At 61.7% G+C, this 14864-nt stretch carries 13 protein-coding genes and 1 riboswitch; of the genes, 6 read left to right on the top strand and 7 right to left on the bottom strand.

All coding sequences use genetic code 11. The annotated features are described in order from the left end of the window. Positions 1-48 precede the first annotated feature (48 nt). The 3 genes from GOB87_RS04560 to GOB87_RS04570 all read left to right on the top strand — a co-directional run bounded on the left by GOB87_RS04560 (position 49) and on the right by GOB87_RS04570 (position 3505). Positions 49-1752, top strand: coding sequence for a S41 family peptidase (locus tag GOB87_RS04560; RefSeq protein ID WP_242006156.1), 1704 nt, complete (start codon positions 49-51; stop codon positions 1750-1752). Beyond that, positions 1749-2102: a DUF1491 family protein gene (locus GOB87_RS04565; RefSeq protein ID WP_166313372.1), complete on the top strand. Its 354-nt coding sequence runs from the start codon at positions 1749-1751 to the stop codon at positions 2100-2102. The genes GOB87_RS04560 and GOB87_RS04565 overlap by 4 nt, the downstream gene beginning before the upstream one ends. Before the next feature lie 254 nt (positions 2103-2356). Further along, positions 2357-3505 (top strand): OmpA family protein, encoded by a 1149-nt coding sequence (locus tag GOB87_RS04570; RefSeq protein WP_166313455.1) that lies wholly within the window; start codon positions 2357-2359, stop codon positions 3503-3505. Positions 3506-3574: 69 nt separating this feature from the next. Here GOB87_RS04570 and cysK read toward each other — a convergent pair whose 3' ends face one another. Then, entirely contained in the window at positions 3575-4564 is a 990-nt protein-coding gene (gene cysK, locus GOB87_RS04575; RefSeq protein ID WP_166313373.1) for a cysteine synthase A, read from the bottom strand. Positions 4565-4753: 189 nt separating this feature from the next. Here cysK and GOB87_RS04580 point away from each other — a divergent pair, with 189 nt between their 5' ends. Further along, entirely contained in the window at positions 4754-5203 is a 450-nt protein-coding gene (locus GOB87_RS04580; protein WP_166313374.1) for an RrF2 family transcriptional regulator, read from the top strand. Positions 5204-5271: 68 nt separating this feature from the next. Here GOB87_RS04580 and GOB87_RS04585 read toward each other — a convergent pair whose 3' ends face one another. Further along, entirely contained in the window at positions 5272-5820 is a 549-nt protein-coding gene (locus GOB87_RS04585; RefSeq protein ID WP_166313375.1) for an Ig-like domain-containing protein, read from the bottom strand. A gap of 347 nt (positions 5821-6167) precedes the next feature. Between GOB87_RS04585 and GOB87_RS04590 the strand changes: the two genes are divergently transcribed. After that, positions 6168-6698: a hypothetical protein gene (locus tag GOB87_RS04590; protein ID WP_166313376.1), complete on the top strand. Its 531-nt coding sequence runs from the start codon at positions 6168-6170 to the stop codon at positions 6696-6698. A 78-nt stretch (positions 6699-6776) separates the two neighbouring features. Next, positions 6777-8801 carry a DNA topoisomerase IV subunit B gene (gene parE, locus GOB87_RS04595; RefSeq protein ID WP_166313377.1) on the top strand — a complete coding sequence of 675 codons (2025 nt, stop codon included), beginning with the start codon at positions 6777-6779 and terminating at the stop codon, positions 8799-8801. A 5-nt stretch (positions 8802-8806) separates the two neighbouring features. Here parE and GOB87_RS04600 read toward each other — a convergent pair whose 3' ends face one another. The 5 genes from GOB87_RS04600 to GOB87_RS17040 all read right to left on the bottom strand — a co-directional run bounded on the left by GOB87_RS04600 (position 8807) and on the right by GOB87_RS17040 (position 14802). Beyond that, on the bottom strand, positions 8807-10225 hold the full coding sequence (locus GOB87_RS04600; RefSeq protein WP_166313378.1) for a tetratricopeptide repeat protein: 1419 nt from the start codon (positions 10223-10225) through the stop codon (positions 8807-8809). Between the two features lie 46 nt (positions 10226-10271). After that, positions 10272-10883: a GTP cyclohydrolase I FolE gene (folE, locus tag GOB87_RS04605; RefSeq protein WP_166313379.1), complete on the bottom strand. Its 612-nt coding sequence runs from the start codon at positions 10881-10883 to the stop codon at positions 10272-10274. A 41-nt stretch (positions 10884-10924) separates the two neighbouring features. After that, positions 10925-11401 (bottom strand): Co2+/Mg2+ efflux protein ApaG, encoded by a 477-nt coding sequence (apaG, locus tag GOB87_RS04610; RefSeq protein WP_166313380.1) that lies wholly within the window; start codon positions 11399-11401, stop codon positions 10925-10927. A gap of 33 nt (positions 11402-11434) precedes the next feature. After that, complete coding sequence (gene metZ / locus GOB87_RS04615) at positions 11435-12676, bottom strand: O-succinylhomoserine sulfhydrylase (RefSeq protein WP_166313381.1); 1242 nt, start codon at positions 12674-12676, stop codon at positions 11435-11437. Between the two features lie 108 nt (positions 12677-12784). After that, positions 12785-12865, bottom strand: a riboswitch (SAM riboswitch). Between the two features lie 77 nt (positions 12866-12942). Next, a complete protein-coding gene (locus GOB87_RS17040) occupies positions 12943-14802 on the bottom strand; it encodes an AsmA family protein (protein ID WP_166313382.1) in 1860 nt (619 codons plus the stop codon). Between the last annotated feature and the right edge of the window lie 62 nt (positions 14803-14864).

Raw genomic sequence — 14864 nt, forward strand, 5'->3', positions numbered from 1 at the left:
CCCCGTCACACGTTGAGGATGGTGGAACGCCTTCGGCGGCAGAGTTTCATGTCTGCCTGCATCCGCTTACGGCGTGGTTATGCCCGATTGACCTCATCGGTTCTTCTTCTGGTGGTCTGGTTGCTGGTGACGGCTGCCTGCGCGCAAGCTGCTGTTCCGGTCGCCACGGAGAGCATTGCCCCCGCAACGCAGGGCTCCGCATCTGTCGCGACTGACCCGCATGCGGCGGTAGGTATGGGGCCGGACACGACACTTTTGCACTCTGTGTTCATGACGGCCATGGAGTTTCTCTCCCCCCGTACGCTTCAATCCCACACAGCCCGGCAGTTTTCGCTTTGGGGACTGGGGGGGATCGGTGCGCTGGACCCATCGCTGCATGTGGCGGAAGGACCGGATGGTCTTGTGCTTATGCAGGGGCAGGATGTCCTCATCCGTCGCCCTGTGCCGCTGGAGACGGATGTTGGGGCATGGGCGGATGTCGTGACCGATTTGCTTGCTGCGGCATGGCAACATTCGGACACTCTCAGGACGGCCGGACAAACAGGGCTTACGCAGAGTGTCTTCGATGAAATCTTCAATCATCTTGACCCCTATTCCCGGTATGTAGCGCCAGCACCAGCCGAAACGGATCGAACGCGGCGCAGCGGCGCCCAGGCTGGCCTCGGACTGGCGGTGACCGAGAGCACCGTAGAAACACCGTCTCATTCGAGGGGACGGACCCGAAGCGGGCGTGCGTTCGTGGTTAGTGCCGTCAACACCAACGGACCGGCATGGCCCGCAGGCGTGGATGTGGGGGACCATATCCTGGCGGTGAACGGACGCAGTGTGACAGGGCGCAGTGCGACGGAAGTGCGTGACATGCTGGAGGGAGAAGAAGGCAGCCGCGTGTCCGTGCGCTTCTTCTCTCCTGTGTCTCACAGAATGCGGACATTGACGTTTCAACGTGCCCGCGTGCCGCCCGAGACGGTTTTCGCGTTCAGTTCCGGCGCCATGGTCATCCTTCGCCTGACGTCCTTTTCGTCCGAAACGGCGGAGGAAATGAGCCAATATCTCGATCAGGCGACGCAGGATCGGCATTTGCGTGGCGTGGTGCTGGATCTGCGCGGCAATCGGGGGGGGGTGCTGCAACAGGCGGTTACGGCTGCGGCTCTTCTTCTCGACAATGGCGTGGCTGCCATCACGAAGGGGCGAGATCCGCAAGCCAATCATGTCTGGGCTGTACAAGGCGGTGACATGCTCAATCATCTGCCTGTCGTGGTGCTGGTGGACGGGCGGACCGCAAGTGCCGCCGAGATTCTGGCGGCAGCTCTGGCCGATCACCGGCGTGCGGTGGTGGTGGGGAGTTCCACTCTGGGCAAGGGGCTGGTGCAGACTGTGGCGCAGTTGCCCGATCGCGGAGAACTGTTCGTGACGTGGAGCCGGGTGATCGCGCCTTTGGGGTGGCCTTTGCAGGGATTGGGCGTGATGCCGCAATTGTGTACGAGTCGGGGGGCGCTGGACTCAGAGCGGCAGCTCAAGGCGCTGGAAGCAGGCAAGACAGCCGATTCTTCCGCTGTTCTCGCGTCCCGCAATGTGCGCTATCCGGTGGGGGTGTCGCGTATTCTGGACATCCGCAAGGCGTGTCCTGCGGCCCTTGGCAGCGATCTCGATCTCGAACTGGCGCGTTCCCTTATCGAAAATCACACGGCCTATTCTGCGGCGCTGGCCATGATGCCCGAAGACACCGGATTGGAAGAAGCTGCCGCAGAATGAGAGAGCATGACGAGCCACGTCTGAAGACAGCGCTGTGGGTGTCCGCTGTGTTACGTCAGGCGAACATGAGCGGGCGGGGAGCCGTGCGTCTGCGCAAGGGAGACGAGGACGCGGGCGGGGTGCTTGCGATCCTTGTGGACCGTGCGCGACAAGCCGTGGTGTTGACGCGCACGATCACGGGAGAGGGGCGCCGCGCATGGATAAGAGGCACGGGAATCGCCCCTGTTTCTGAAGAAGAAGCCGCAGCCTATGTGGACCGACAAGTGCGGCGCGATCCGGACTTGTGGGTGCTGGAGTTCGAGACGGATGATCTTGAACCGCCTTTTGAGGCGCAGGTGCTACAGGATTGACAATACATGTTGCGGAAAGGTTACACCTTGCGTGGCTTTGCTTTGGCGGAGCGGAACTGTCTGACCTTTCAAGGGCTGATTGTCACGTAACGGAGCGGCGTGCAGGTGTGAGTGCAGGGCGGATACATCTCTTTGCGAGTTGCACGAACAACGGGTTTCAGCAAAACAGGGCGGGACGAATGGGTATGGGTGCCGGTCGCGTCGCTTACGATCCGCGGGAAACGGATCGGCGAAGCGGACATGAGGAGAAGGTGATGAAGCTGCGTAAAGGGTTTCTTGCAGGATATGTCCTGTCGGCGCCGCTCGTCCTCGGTCTTCTTGCTTCCGCGGCCCATGCACAGCCTGTGCAGGGATGGTACATCGCAGGCGAAGGCGGTGCGACGTTCAATCAGGACCAGCAGGTTCGTATGAGTCGTTCTCTGCCCTATGGTCGTGACCGCTGGAAAACCGGCGCGGTCGGACTGGGTTCTGTGGGGTATGGTCTCGGCAACGGTTTTCGTGTCGAGATGGAAGGCAATTACCGCAATTCGGATTATCGCGATCTGGGCACGGCCACGATGAAAACCAAGGGCGACGGGCGACGTCAGACCTATGGTTTCATGGCCAATGCGCTGTTCGATCTCGATATCGGTAAGCCTTGGCTGTTTCCCTATTTCGGTGCTGGCATTGGCTATGGGTGGAGTCATATGGACGCGAGTTTCCGCTCCATGTCACCGGGACGGAACATTCAGGAGAGCATGCGCGGCACCTTTGGCGGCTTCACCTATCAGGGCATGTTCGGACTGTCGTTCCCGGTGCCGTGGGTTGTGGGGCTGTCCGCCACGGCGGAATATCGTTTCTGGACCATGCTTGCGCCGCAATCCTACAATGCCGTTGCGTATGGCAATGTCGGAGGAAGCACCAATCTGCCCAAGGAAGAAGGTCTGGCGGGTGGACATCACGACACCAAGACCGACTTCAACCATTCGCTGATGCTGGGCCTGCGTTACGAGTTCAATCCGGCTCCTCCCCCGCCACCGCCTCAAACGGAGCCGCTGGTGCCGGTGCCTGCCAGCGCCCGCACCTATCTCGTTTTCTTTGACTGGGATCATAGTGATCTGACCGATCGTGCGCGTGCGATCGTGGCCGTAGCCGCGCAGGCCACGTCCCATACGGCGCTCACGCGGATCGAGGTGTCAGGCTACACCGACACCTCCGCCGCTCATCCCGGCAAGCGGGGCGAGCGCTACAACATGGAACTGTCGCTGCGGCGTGCGAACGTGGTGAAGGCGGAATTGGTGCGCGACGGCGTGGCGGGGTCGCTGATTCAGGTTCAGGGCTTCGGACAGACGCATCCTCTGGTGCCGACGGGTGACAACACGAGGGAGCCACAGAACCGGCGTGTGGAAATCATACTGCGCTGAGAAGCGTTACGGTTTCGTTGATGAGGTGTGAGGCCCGACCGCAGTAATGCCGGTCGGGCCTTTCTTTTCTTACAGACCGTTGAACAGCGGCGTGGAGAGATAGCGCTCTGCAAATGACGGAGCGATGCTCACGATTGTCTTGCCGGCATTTTCGGGGCGTTTCGCTAACTGCGTGGCGGCATGCAGTGCAGCGCCCGAGGAAATGCCGATAGGGATGCCATCCATGCGGGCACAGCGGCGCGCGGCGGCAATGGCTTCACGTTCCGAAACGGCGATCACGCCGTCCAGCGCCTGCACGTCCAGCGTGGCGGGGCAGAACCCCGGCCCAATGCCCTGAATGCCGTGCGGTCCCGGCTCGTCGCCGTTGAGAACGGCGCTTTCGACCGGCTCGACCCCAAAGACTTCCACTCCTTTCTTCCGGCGTTTGAGCGCATGCGCCACACCCGACGCCGTGCCGCCAGTCCCGACCCCGGCGACGACGATGTCCACGCTGCCTGCCGTGTCCTGCCAGATTTCCTCGGCCGTGGTTTCCTCATGCACCAGAGGATTGGCCGGATTGTCGAACTGGCCCGGCATCCATGCGTCGGGCGTGGTGTCCAGAATCTCGCGCGCCCGGGCAATGGCGCCAGCCATACCGAGCCGCGAAGGAGTGAGTTCCACCTGTGCGTCCATCAGGCGCAGCATTTTGCGCCGTTCGATGGAAGCGCCTTCGGGCATCGTCACGATCAGGCGGTATCCCCGGGAGGCCGCCACAAAGGCGAGGGAGATACCTGTGTTGCCGGAGGTTGGCTCCACCAGAACGCTGCGTCCCGGCGTGATGATGCCTTCGCGTTCAGCCGCCAGAACCATGGCGGCACCGATACGATCCTTCACCGAGCCGAGCGGATTGAAAAACTCCAGCTTGAGCAGAACGCGGGCCGTAAGACCATCTTCCGCCGTCATGCGGGGAAGGGCGACAAGGGGTGTTCCTCCCACCACATCGACGATGGAGTCGAATACGCGTCCGCGTGGAGGGGCGAGAGAGAACGTCATGTCGGGGGAAAGGTCATGTGCGGCCATGCGGGAGCCTTCCTGTTTCTGGGTGGAAAAGGAAAATGGGGATTTCCCCCTCAAAGACAGGGACGATAGCACGGCGGATTGACGTGGATAATGTCTGGGAGGGGATTTTTCACTTTCTTGGCTGGCATATGTCGCAAGACATCATTTTGTCGGGTATCATCGTGAAAAAGACCGAGGGGGAGAGGCGGCATGCTGCTGCGACGTGATCGCGCGATGACCGGGATATTGATCATGCTGGATGTGGCATTTCATGCCGGTCGAAGCGGGACCGTGAATGCGGCAGATATCGCCACCCGGGCCGGGCTTGCGCGTCGTGGGATCGAGCCGCTGCTTCAAACTCTTTCGCGGTCCACCTTGCTGGAAAGTGTGCGCGGACCACGTGGCGGCTATCGGCTGGGCAGGCCCCGTCGGGACATCAGTCTTGCGGATATCGTTTCCACGATCATTGCTCCCGACAGTGAGGGGGAGGAAGGATCGACCGGTGATCTGTTCACCAAGGTTCTGGATCCTTTCTGGCGTGAGGAAGATCAGAAGATCGTGGAGCGCTTCAAAGATCTGACGCTGGATGATCTGGTGCGCAAGGCGGAAGCCGCAGGGCTGCGCCGCCCGATGGCCGAACCGATTATGTTTTCGATCTAAGAATACAAAACGGGAGGGCCTTAGGCCCTCCCGTTTGTCGTGACCATAAAATGTCCCGTCGCTGCGCTTTAGCGGCGACGGCGAGCGGCGCTCGTGACCCGGCGACGGGTGGTGGTCTTCGCCTTGGTTTCGACCTTCTTGGTCTCCGGCGCTGTGACGGCCGGCTTGGGAACGGCGACACCTGTGGCGTCCACCGTAGCGTTCACGACGAGGGTATCACGCTTCTGACCGGGGCCACGGATCAGGATGGTCGTGAAGGTGTCGTTGCCCGCATAGCCGAGTGTCGGCGTATAGGCGATCTGTGTGTGTCCATCGAGGGTGTACAGAAAAGCCTTGCCATGTTCCGGCTCGGGCGACACGCCGAAGGAAGCGTAAGCTCCTCCATCGGGCGGTGTGACCGAGAGCACGCAGCGTCCATCGTCACTGCGGACGGTCATGGTGCTGACCAGCGCACCATTCGGTCCCGCGACCGGAGGCGTGGTCTGACAAACGGCCGAATTGCGGACGTTGCGGTAAGGATCGGGCGTGCCGTGAACACCGACCGGAGCGGGACCATGAGTACATCCGGCCAGAAAGCCGGCGGCCATGACGGGCATGGCCAGAATTCGCAATCGCACGTCGGAGACTCCGCCTTGGTTGCCGAATATCGTTTCCTGCACGCTGTCTGGCGGCGACTCCGCCATCCAACGCTATCGCGACACGCTCTAGAGCATCCGCGCAGTGGTTGAAAGCCACCGTCCACACATGCAAGAGGCGCGTATTTCCGTGAGCACGCGGAAAGCAGGCACGAAAACGGCTTTCGGGCTGCATGACTGGCATGCTGGCCCCTTGTGTGTGGCCATTTCTCCGATAAAACAGCCATCTGACAGAATTACCTGATATCACACTTTCACAAAGACACTCGCCACCGGCGCGCCACGTGTGCATATCTCGGCCGCGCTCATTCTCTGGAGAGACTTCGATCATGGCCTCTGCCTTTCTTCGTCTTGCCGTTGCCGGAACGGTTTTTCTTGGCCTTTCGTTCGGTTCCGTAGCCTCGGCCGCCAGTTGCGGCCGCTCCCCGGCGCGCGAAGCCTTCGATGTGCAGGGACTCAAGAGCGAACTGATGGTGACGGCGCTCTCATGCAAGGTGCAGGACCGTTACAACGCTTTCGTGGGCAAGTTCCGCAGTGCGCTTCTGGCGGGAGAGTCCGAACTGAACAGCTATTTCCGCAAGACGTATGGAAAAAGCGCCCAGCGTGAGCATGACGATTACATCACCCAACTGGCCAATGTTCAGTCCGAGCGGGGATTGCAGTCGGGCACGATCTTCTGTGAGCAGCGTCTGGGCATGTTCGATGAAGTCGCGGCGCTCGATAATGCGCACGATCTGTCCAACTACGCGCAGGCCAAGGACATCATGCAGCCAGCGGTTTATGAGACCTGTGCGGCTCCCGCCGTCGAGAAAAGCACGCGGACACGTCGCACAACCCGCCGCGCGGTGCGCAAGATCTGATCGGGATTTCGTCGCTCCGGTCACGATCTGTGTGCGGGCGTTCTTGACGAATCAGACGTGAAGAGGGACAGACCCGGCATGAGCGATCTCTTCTCGAGTGCCGGTTCTTTCTCGCCCAAGAAGACCGAGCCGTCCGCTTCTCCTTCCCAGCCGCTGGCTTCGCCCGGTGGGAATTATGATGCCAGCGCCATTGAGGTGCTGGAAGGGCTGGAGCCTGTACGGCGCCGTCCGGGCATGTATATCGGTGGCACCGATGAAACGTCCCTACATCATCTTGTCGCCGAAGTTCTGGACAATTCGATGGATGAGGCCGTCGCAGGCCATGCGACGACCATCGACGTCACGCTTGAGCGCGATAACTGGCTGACCATTCGTGATAATGGACGCGGGATTCCCGTCGATGCGCACCCGCGTTTTCCCGATCGTTCGGCGCTAGAGGTCATTCTCACGACGCTTCATGCGGGCGGCAAGTTCTCCGGAAAGTCCTACGCCACATCGGGTGGTCTGCATGGCGTGGGGTCATCCGTGGTCAACGCATTGACCTCCGGCTTTGAGGTGGAGGTGGCGCGAGACCGGGTCTTGTGGCGTCAGACCTATGCACGCGGAATCCCGCAGACACCGTTGGAAAAGGTAGGAGCCGCACCCAATCGGCGAGGCACCCAGATTCGTTTTCGGCCGGACCCCGAGATCTTCGGTTCCCACGCTTTTCAACCGGCTCGCCTGTACCGTCTGTGTCGCTCCAAGGCGTTCCTGTTTCGTGGGGTGACGATCCGTTGGGCCTGCGATCCTGCGCTGATCAAGGCGGGAGACACGACGCCCGTCGAGGCTGTCCTTCATTTTCCGGGCGGTCTGGCGGACAGTCTCTCGGACGAGCTTGGTCCCAATGCGCCGCTTCTGGCACCGCTATGGGCCGGTGAGGCGGCGTTGCCGGATGACGGCGGTCGGGTGGAATGGGCTATTGCCTTCCTCGAATCCGGGACGTCCAGTTTCCTCTCATTCTGCAACACCATTCCCACGCCGCAGGGAGGAACGCACGAGGCAGGGTGCCGCACGGCTCTCGTAAAGGGTTTCCGTGTGTGGGGTGAGCAGCGCTCCAACAAGCGGGCGAGCATCGTCACGGCAGAGGACATTCTTGGCGTTGTCGCAGCACAGCTTTCCGTATTCATTCGTGACCCGCAGTTTCAGGGGCAGACCAAGGAAAAGCTGACCAGCGCGGGAGCGTCAAAACTGGTCGAGACCGCGTTGCGGGATCGTTTCGATCACTGGCTCTCGGCCAACCCGACGCAGGCTGATTCTCTACTGGCCTTCGTGGTCGAGCGAGCAGAAGACCGTCTGCGTCGTCGTGAGCAGAAAGAGACACCGCGCAAGAGCGCGACCCGGCGCCTGCGTTTGCCGGGCAAGCTGACGGATTGCACGCGCGAGAGGGCAGAGGAAACCGAGATATTTCTGGTGGAGGGCGATTCCGCTGGCGGCTCTGCCAAGCAGGCACGCAACCGCGAGACACAGGCGGTGCTGCCGCTGCGGGGCAAGATTCTGAACGTGGCCAGCGCGTCGGCAGAAAAGCTGCGGGGCAATCAGGAACTGAGCGATCTGGTCGAGGCTCTGGGGTGCGGAGTGGGAGATCGCTTCGAACTCACCAAGCTGCGCTACGGTCGCGTCATCATCATGACGGACGCCGATGTGGACGGTGCCCATATCGCGTCGTTGCTCATGACCTTTTTCTATCGTGAACTGCCTGAGTTGATCCGGGCCGGACGGCTCTACCTCGCGCAACCACCGCTCTATCGTCTCACGCAGGGAGCGAAGACGATCTATGCGATGGATGATGCCGATCGTGAGCGAAAGATACGCTCAGGATTCAAGGCCAACGCCAAGGTTGAGGTTTCGCGCTTCAAGGGGCTGGGTGAAATGCCGCCCAAGGATCTGAAGGAAACGACCATGGACCCGTCACGACGCACGCTTTTGCGTGTCGTGGCGCGGCCTGAAGACCGGATGGAAACGCGCGAGCGCGTGGAGAGTCTGATGGGGCGTAAACCCGAACTGCGGTTCGCGTTCATTCAGGAGCGCGCCCAGTCTCAGTCTGTGGACACGCTGGATATCTGACTTAGTCAGCTTGGGGGTGTGTGGTTTTGCGCGAATAGCTGCAAATCATGCGTCATACGTGCCAACGGTCCCGACCAGTCCAGCGGTCGATCCTGCTGATAGATTTTTACCGTGTCGTACCAAGGTGAGTCGGTTCGTCCGGAGAGCCAGCGCCAGCACTGGTCGTAGCGCGACAGGAGCCAGACGGGTTTACCGAGTCCCGCCGCCACATGGGCAGTGGAGGTGTCCACGGCGATCACGAGATCGAGGTTCGCGATCAGGGCCGCCGTGTCTTCAAAATCATGCAGATCGGCTGTGTGGTCGATAAGCCGCATGCCGATGGGTGGTGTTTTGGCCTGAAATGCCTGCTCACCGATCTGCAGGCTGTAAAACACGGCTTCCGGGGCGCTTCGGACCAGAGGCGCGAGCGTGGCGAGTGTGGTGGAGCGCCTGCGGTCTGCGATTTCTGCTTCACGAATTTCCCTGTGCGGCGCGCCGGCCCACACGAGACCGATGCGCAGGGGGCGTTGACCGGGCGTGTCCTGTGTCAGCCGCTCTGCCCAGAAACGCACCTTCTCTGGATCGGGATGAAGAAAACCCTGCGGCGAAGGCAATGTGTCCAATGTGATTCCCAGAGCGCGAGGGAGAGACAGGATCGGGCATTGCAGATCGTGCGGAGGAATTGGGTCATTTTCCGTCACGAATGTGAGAGCGGGAAAGGAATGTGACAGCAGGGTATGCAGTTCCGGGCGCATGCGCACGATCACATGGCCACCGCGTTCGGCCACCAGAGGAAGGAACCGGGCAAACTGGAGCATGTCTCCAAAGCCGCCCTCGGTGTGAATGAGAAGCGTCTTGTCGGGAAAAGCTTCCCCATTCCACAACGGCCCCTCGATCCCGTGCCACTTTGTGGTCCGGGTTTTCCAGCGCCATTCGTATTCTTCGAACCCGTCTTTGTAATTTCCGCTGGCAAGCAGCGAGATAGCATGGTTCGTGTGGCTTTCGGCGTTCTCGGGCGCGAGACTGACGGCAGCGTTGTGAAACTTCAGGGCCAACTCATGTTGCCCACGACAATCCAGCGCGACACCGAGGTTGCTCAGGGCCAACGCCTGTCCCGGATTAAGGCGCAGACAGTTGGAATAGGCGGTGATCGCCTCGTCATGGCGTTGGAGTGACTGAAGCGCGTTGCCGAGATTGGACCACGCATCCGCCAGCTTCGGATCCAGCGTCACGGCACGGATCAGCTTTTGCAGGGCCGGTTCGAAGGCGCCGAGAGAGCAGAGGAGGCCACCGTAATTACTGAGTGTCCGCGCATCGTCGGGATTGGCTGAGAGACGTGCTTGATACTCCGCCTCGGCTTCGGGAAATCGCCCGGCAAGCTGAAGCGCTTCCCCGGTTTCAGGCGGATGTTCTGAGACGGAGGAATCGGCGGTCGTGCGTGTCATGTTCTGAGGGTGGCACGACCGGTTTAAGAAGCGGTGAGCGTGGCGTTCAGGTGAACTGATCGCCCAGTGCGGGACGGTTGAGCATTGAGAGAAGTTCGCGTCGTGTGTCCGAGTTCTCGCGAAAAACGCCAAGCATCCGGCTTGTCACCATCGACACACCGGGGCGATGCACGCCGCGTGTGGTCATGCACTGGTGTCCGGCCTCGATGATGACGGCGGTGCCGTAAGGCTCCAGCACGGAATTGATCGTGTTGGCGATCTGGGCCGTCAGGCGCTCCTGAATCTGAAAGCGCCGGGAGTAGGCGTCCACCACGCGGGCCAGTTTGGAGATGCCCACCACGCGGCGGCGCGGCAGATAGGCCACATGCGCGCGTCCGATGATGGGCACCATGTGGTGTTCGCAGTGGCTCTCGATGCGGATATCGCGCAGGAGAACGATCTCGTCGTAATCCTCCACTTCCGAGAAGGTGCGCGCGAGTAGCTCTTCGGGGTTGATCTGATAACCCTCGAAGAACTCATCATAGGAACGCACCACACGAGAGGGCGTGTCCAGAAGGCCCTCGCGTTGGGGATCCTCACCGGCCCAACTGAGGAGAACGCGAACGGCTTCCTCGGCCTCCTCACGGGAGGGGCGGGACGGCGGGACGGATGTGGTCATGAAAGCTCTCTGGCTGATCGGAACTGGAATCCGGGGCGCGCTCAGTGCACGAGACCGGCGTGATAAGGGCAGTCGAGGCTGAACGGCGGAATGCGGATGTCGAAATGGCGTCCCGTCGTCGCGTCCTCCATGCGGTAGCTGCCGCGCATGATGCCGCTGGGTGTGTCGAGGGAGGCGCCGGAGGTGTATTCGAAGGCGTTCCCCGGTTCGATCAGGGGCTGCTCGCCCACCACACCTTCACCGCGGATGCGTTCGATCTGCCCTTGGGCGTCGATGATTTCCCACATGCGCTCAAGAAGCTGAACGGGATGGTCGCCCAGATTCTCGATGCGGATGCGGTAGCCCCAGCAATAGGACTGTTCGTCCGGCTGGGACTGGTCATCCAGCCAGAACGGCCGGACGACGACATGGATGTTCTCCGTGGTGTCCTCATAGGCCGGCAGTGCCGCGATCGCTTCGTTCAGCGCCTCTTCAGGATCGGTGAAGAGTTTCGGCGGCATTGGTGGCCGTGAGGACATGTCGGATCGTTTCCTTTTCCGTAAACGGATGTGTCAGTGTGCTGGCGCGAAACTGCGCGCCGTGAGAGCGGCCGCGCCACGCGCCAGATCGTCCACCAGATCGGCGGAATCTTCCAGTCCCACGGACAGCCGGATCGCACCATCGGAAATGCCCAGACGGGCGCGTTCCTCAGGGCCGATCTTCATATGAGTGGTGGTGGCAGGATGTGTGGCGAGTGAACGCGCGTCGCCAAGATTGTTGGAGATCAGGATCACGCGCAGCGCATCAAGAAACGCGAACGCGCCCGCCTGGCCGCCCGCGACCTCAAACGCAACCAGCGAGCCGAAGCCGCTCATCTGCTTTTTGGCCAGTTCATGCTGGGGATGATCTGCCCGGCCCGGATAGCGGACGCTGACGATACCGGGAGCCTGCGCCAGCCAGTCGGCCACGATGGCGGCGTTGCGGGTCATGGCGTCCACGCGCAGGTTCAGCGTTTCCAGCCCTTTGAGCATCACCCACGCATTGAAGGGGGAGAGCGCGTTGCCGGTGTTGCGTGTGAACGGCAGCACGGTCTCGTCAATCCATTCCTTGCGGCCAAGGATGGCCCCGCCAAGCACGCGGCCCTGACCGTCGATGTGCTTGGTGCAGGAATACACCACCACATCCGCACCCAGTTCGAGGGGCTTCTGATAGACGGGAGACGCAAAGGCGTTGTCCACCACGACGATGGCGCCGGCCTTATGTGCAAGATCGCTGATGGCGCGCAGGTCGAGCACATCGAGCATGGGGTTGGACGGGCTTTCCAGCAGCACTGCGGCTGTGGGCTTGCTCAGGGCTTCAGCCCATGCGTTCAGATCGCCACCGTCTACGAACACTGTCTCCACACCGTAGCGGGGGAGCAGGTTGGCGATGATCCAGTGGCATGAGCCGAACAGCGCGCGGGACGCGACGACACGGTCTCCCGCTTTTACCTGCGCGAGCAGGGCGGATGAGACGGCTCCCATGCCCGTGGCCGTGGCAACGCAGGCTTCCGCGCCCTCGATTTCGGCCAGACGACGCTGAAGGGCGTCCACCGTGGGGTTGCCGAAGCGGGAATATTGGTAATGCGTGGCTTCGCCGGTGAAGGTGGCGGCAGCCTGCTCGGCGCTGTCATAGGCAAAGCCGGAGGTGAGGAAAATGGCCTCACTCGTCTCGCCGTAAGGCGTGCGCTCGACCCCGCCATGGATCAGGCGGGTGGCGGAACGCCATGAACGGGAGATGTCGGACGTATTGGACGGGACGGTCGTGTCAGTCATGGATGATCTCGGTTCCGTTCTGCCCGCAGGAAGCACGCGACCCGGATGTGACGGATCGAAGCGCGCCCCCGTGCGAGGGTAATCGACCGTGGAAACCTGGCGGATGTGCCGATCCGTGCCAGAGCCTCTTTAGCGCGTTTCTTTTAACCTCGCCGCAAGCCGGCCATACAAATCACGAGGTCCGTCCCTTTCGGGCGGCGGAAAGGGCGTTATCGCGGAAGAGCGGGGGCGGCGTCAACTGCGCGACGGTCGGGGCGGGTGCGTGCTCAGGGCACGGGGCGCAGACAGACACGCCCTGTGGGGAAACTGGCGAGTGCGGGAGGCAGCGTTGTGATCGTGTTGGCCGATTTGAGCAGCGCCCGTCCGCCGTCTGACCAGCCCGCCAACCCAATGGCGGGACGGTCGAACGGACCGCTGACCCGGATGGGAATATCGAGTGCGAGTGCCGCTGCTGCCCGACTCTGAAACGCAAGATCGAAGCGACGGGCAACAAGGTCAAAGCGGGCCGCGCCCACAATGGAGCCGATACCCGTGCGGATACGCAGGGGCATCACCGTGCCGTTGCCTTGATGCAGGGTGAGGGCGCCGAGCAGACAGGTAACGGGTGTCGTGCCGCCCTTGCGGCGAAACAGCAGGCCAATATCGGTGGAGGCGACGCCGATGACTTCCTGCGCGATGGCGCCTTCGTTCATTCCGGCAACCGCCTGAAGATCCGCGATTCGGGCGGCCTGATTGAGCGTGCGCACGCCTTGCGCGGTGACCGCGGCGCGCAGGGAGAGGCTCCCTTTGACGGGGATGGGCGCAAAACCGGCCTGCTGGCGGAAACGGTCGATGTCCGCACGGGTGACATCCACATTGGCTTGAATGTCCGATCCGCGCGCGGCCGTGCGGATGGTGCCCGAAGCCGCGATGTGACCACCCAGCCAGCCGAAGGTGAGGGAGGGAACGTCCACCAGTCCGGGTTTTTGCACGAGTGCGATGGCCGCATCGGTGAAGGTGAGGGCATTGTAGCGCACATTCTTGGCGGAGAGCCGCACATTCAGCAGAGGATCGGGTTTGGCGGGCGCAAGAAGAGGAATGTCCGTGTCCGAACGAGACGGTTGCGTCGGCTTCGTGGGCGAAATGAGAGCGTTGAGATCGAGCCGGGAAAAATCCATCGTACCGCTGATGCGGTCGGGCGCATCTTTGCTGCCTTCCGAGAAGGTCACATCGGCATCCGTGATCGGACTGTCACCCAGATGACCGTGCGTATGGCTCAGCTTCCAGTCATCGCCCGTGTGGTTGAAGTGGCCGTCCAGAGCGAGGGCGAGTGGAAAGGTATCAGGCTTTTCTCCCGCAAACGCCATCAGAGGCGCCGAGGTGGGTGTGTTCAGTCTGAGTGCGCCGTCCACTCCATCGAAATTGAGCAAATCCGTGGCCATGCCGTTGAGATCGAGCGTCAGATCGCCTGATGTTGCGTGCAGGTCGAGTGTGGCGGGGCGATTGCTTTGTCGCAGCGTCGTTATAGGCCCGAGTTGCGCGGTCAGGACGATGGGGGTGGCGTTGTAAGAACCGGATACGTTCATTTGCAGCGGCGCGTGATCGTTGGGTGATGCGAGCGTCACGTTGTCCAGTCCGATGCGATAGGAGTGTCCTTTCGCAGAACGGTAGATGACCTCGCTCTCATGAATGGTGGCCTGACGCAGGCCGGGAAATCCGCTCATGCCCGAGGATTTGGAAGCCGTGTCAGGGTGAGATGAGGGCGGGCCGAAACGCCAGTTGGGCGTGCGGTCAGGCGTGCGCTCGAACAGGCCCGAGAAGCGCGTGATGACGAGGTCGCGTGTTTCGATCGGGCCATGCAGCAACGAGGTCAGGCGGATCTGTGCGTGCAGATGACCGAGCGTGATCATCTCGGGGCGGCTGCCGTGGGGGATGTTGCCGATGGAGACGTCGTCCATATCCACCGTCAGCCATTGCCCGGGGGCGACGTGGAGCGCGCCGATATGCACCGGACGCCCTGTCGTTGCAGCAAGTTTGCGTGTCGCAAACGCCCTCAGGTCCACCTGCCGCAGGGTGAGCGTGGCCGTTGTCGCGGCGGCAAGGCCGAGGCCGAGAGTAATGAGAGCGATACGGGTGGATCGGCGCACGGCGACTACCTGCCTGTTAAAGGGATATGCTTCTTGCCGTCAGAGGGTAGAATGCGAAACCC

It is taken from the genome of Acetobacter estunensis, from assembly GCF_011516945.1.
Classification (GTDB): Bacteria; Pseudomonadota; Alphaproteobacteria; order Acetobacterales; family Acetobacteraceae; genus Acetobacter; species Acetobacter estunensis.

What these genes read in the sequence shown, in the direction of transcription:
- GOB87_RS04560 (WP_242006156.1), top strand. Translation starts at nt 49, where the DNA reads ATGTCTGCCTGCATCCGCTTACGGCGTGGTTATGCCCGATTGACCTCA.
- GOB87_RS04565 (WP_166313372.1), top strand. Translation starts at nt 1,749, where the DNA reads ATGAGAGAGCATGACGAGCCACGTCTGAAGACAGCGCTGTGGGTGTCC.
- GOB87_RS04570 (WP_166313455.1), top strand. Translation starts at nt 2,357, where the DNA reads ATGAAGCTGCGTAAAGGGTTTCTTGCAGGATATGTCCTGTCGGCGCCG.
- cysK (WP_166313373.1), bottom strand. Translation starts at nt 4,564, where the DNA reads ATGGCCGCACATGACCTTTCCCCCGACATGACGTTCTCTCTCGCCCCT.
- GOB87_RS04580 (WP_166313374.1), top strand. Translation starts at nt 4,754, where the DNA reads ATGCTGCTGCGACGTGATCGCGCGATGACCGGGATATTGATCATGCTG.
- GOB87_RS04590 (WP_166313376.1), top strand. Translation starts at nt 6,168, where the DNA reads ATGGCCTCTGCCTTTCTTCGTCTTGCCGTTGCCGGAACGGTTTTTCTT.
- parE (WP_166313377.1), top strand. Translation starts at nt 6,777, where the DNA reads ATGAGCGATCTCTTCTCGAGTGCCGGTTCTTTCTCGCCCAAGAAGACC.
- GOB87_RS04600 (WP_166313378.1), bottom strand. Translation starts at nt 10,225, where the DNA reads ATGACACGCACGACCGCCGATTCCTCCGTCTCAGAACATCCGCCTGAA.
- folE (WP_166313379.1), bottom strand. Translation starts at nt 10,883, where the DNA reads ATGACCACATCCGTCCCGCCGTCCCGCCCCTCCCGTGAGGAGGCCGAG.
- apaG (WP_166313380.1), bottom strand. Translation starts at nt 11,401, where the DNA reads ATGTCCTCACGGCCACCAATGCCGCCGAAACTCTTCACCGATCCTGAA.
- metZ (WP_166313381.1), bottom strand. Translation starts at nt 12,676, where the DNA reads ATGACTGACACGACCGTCCCGTCCAATACGTCCGACATCTCCCGTTCA.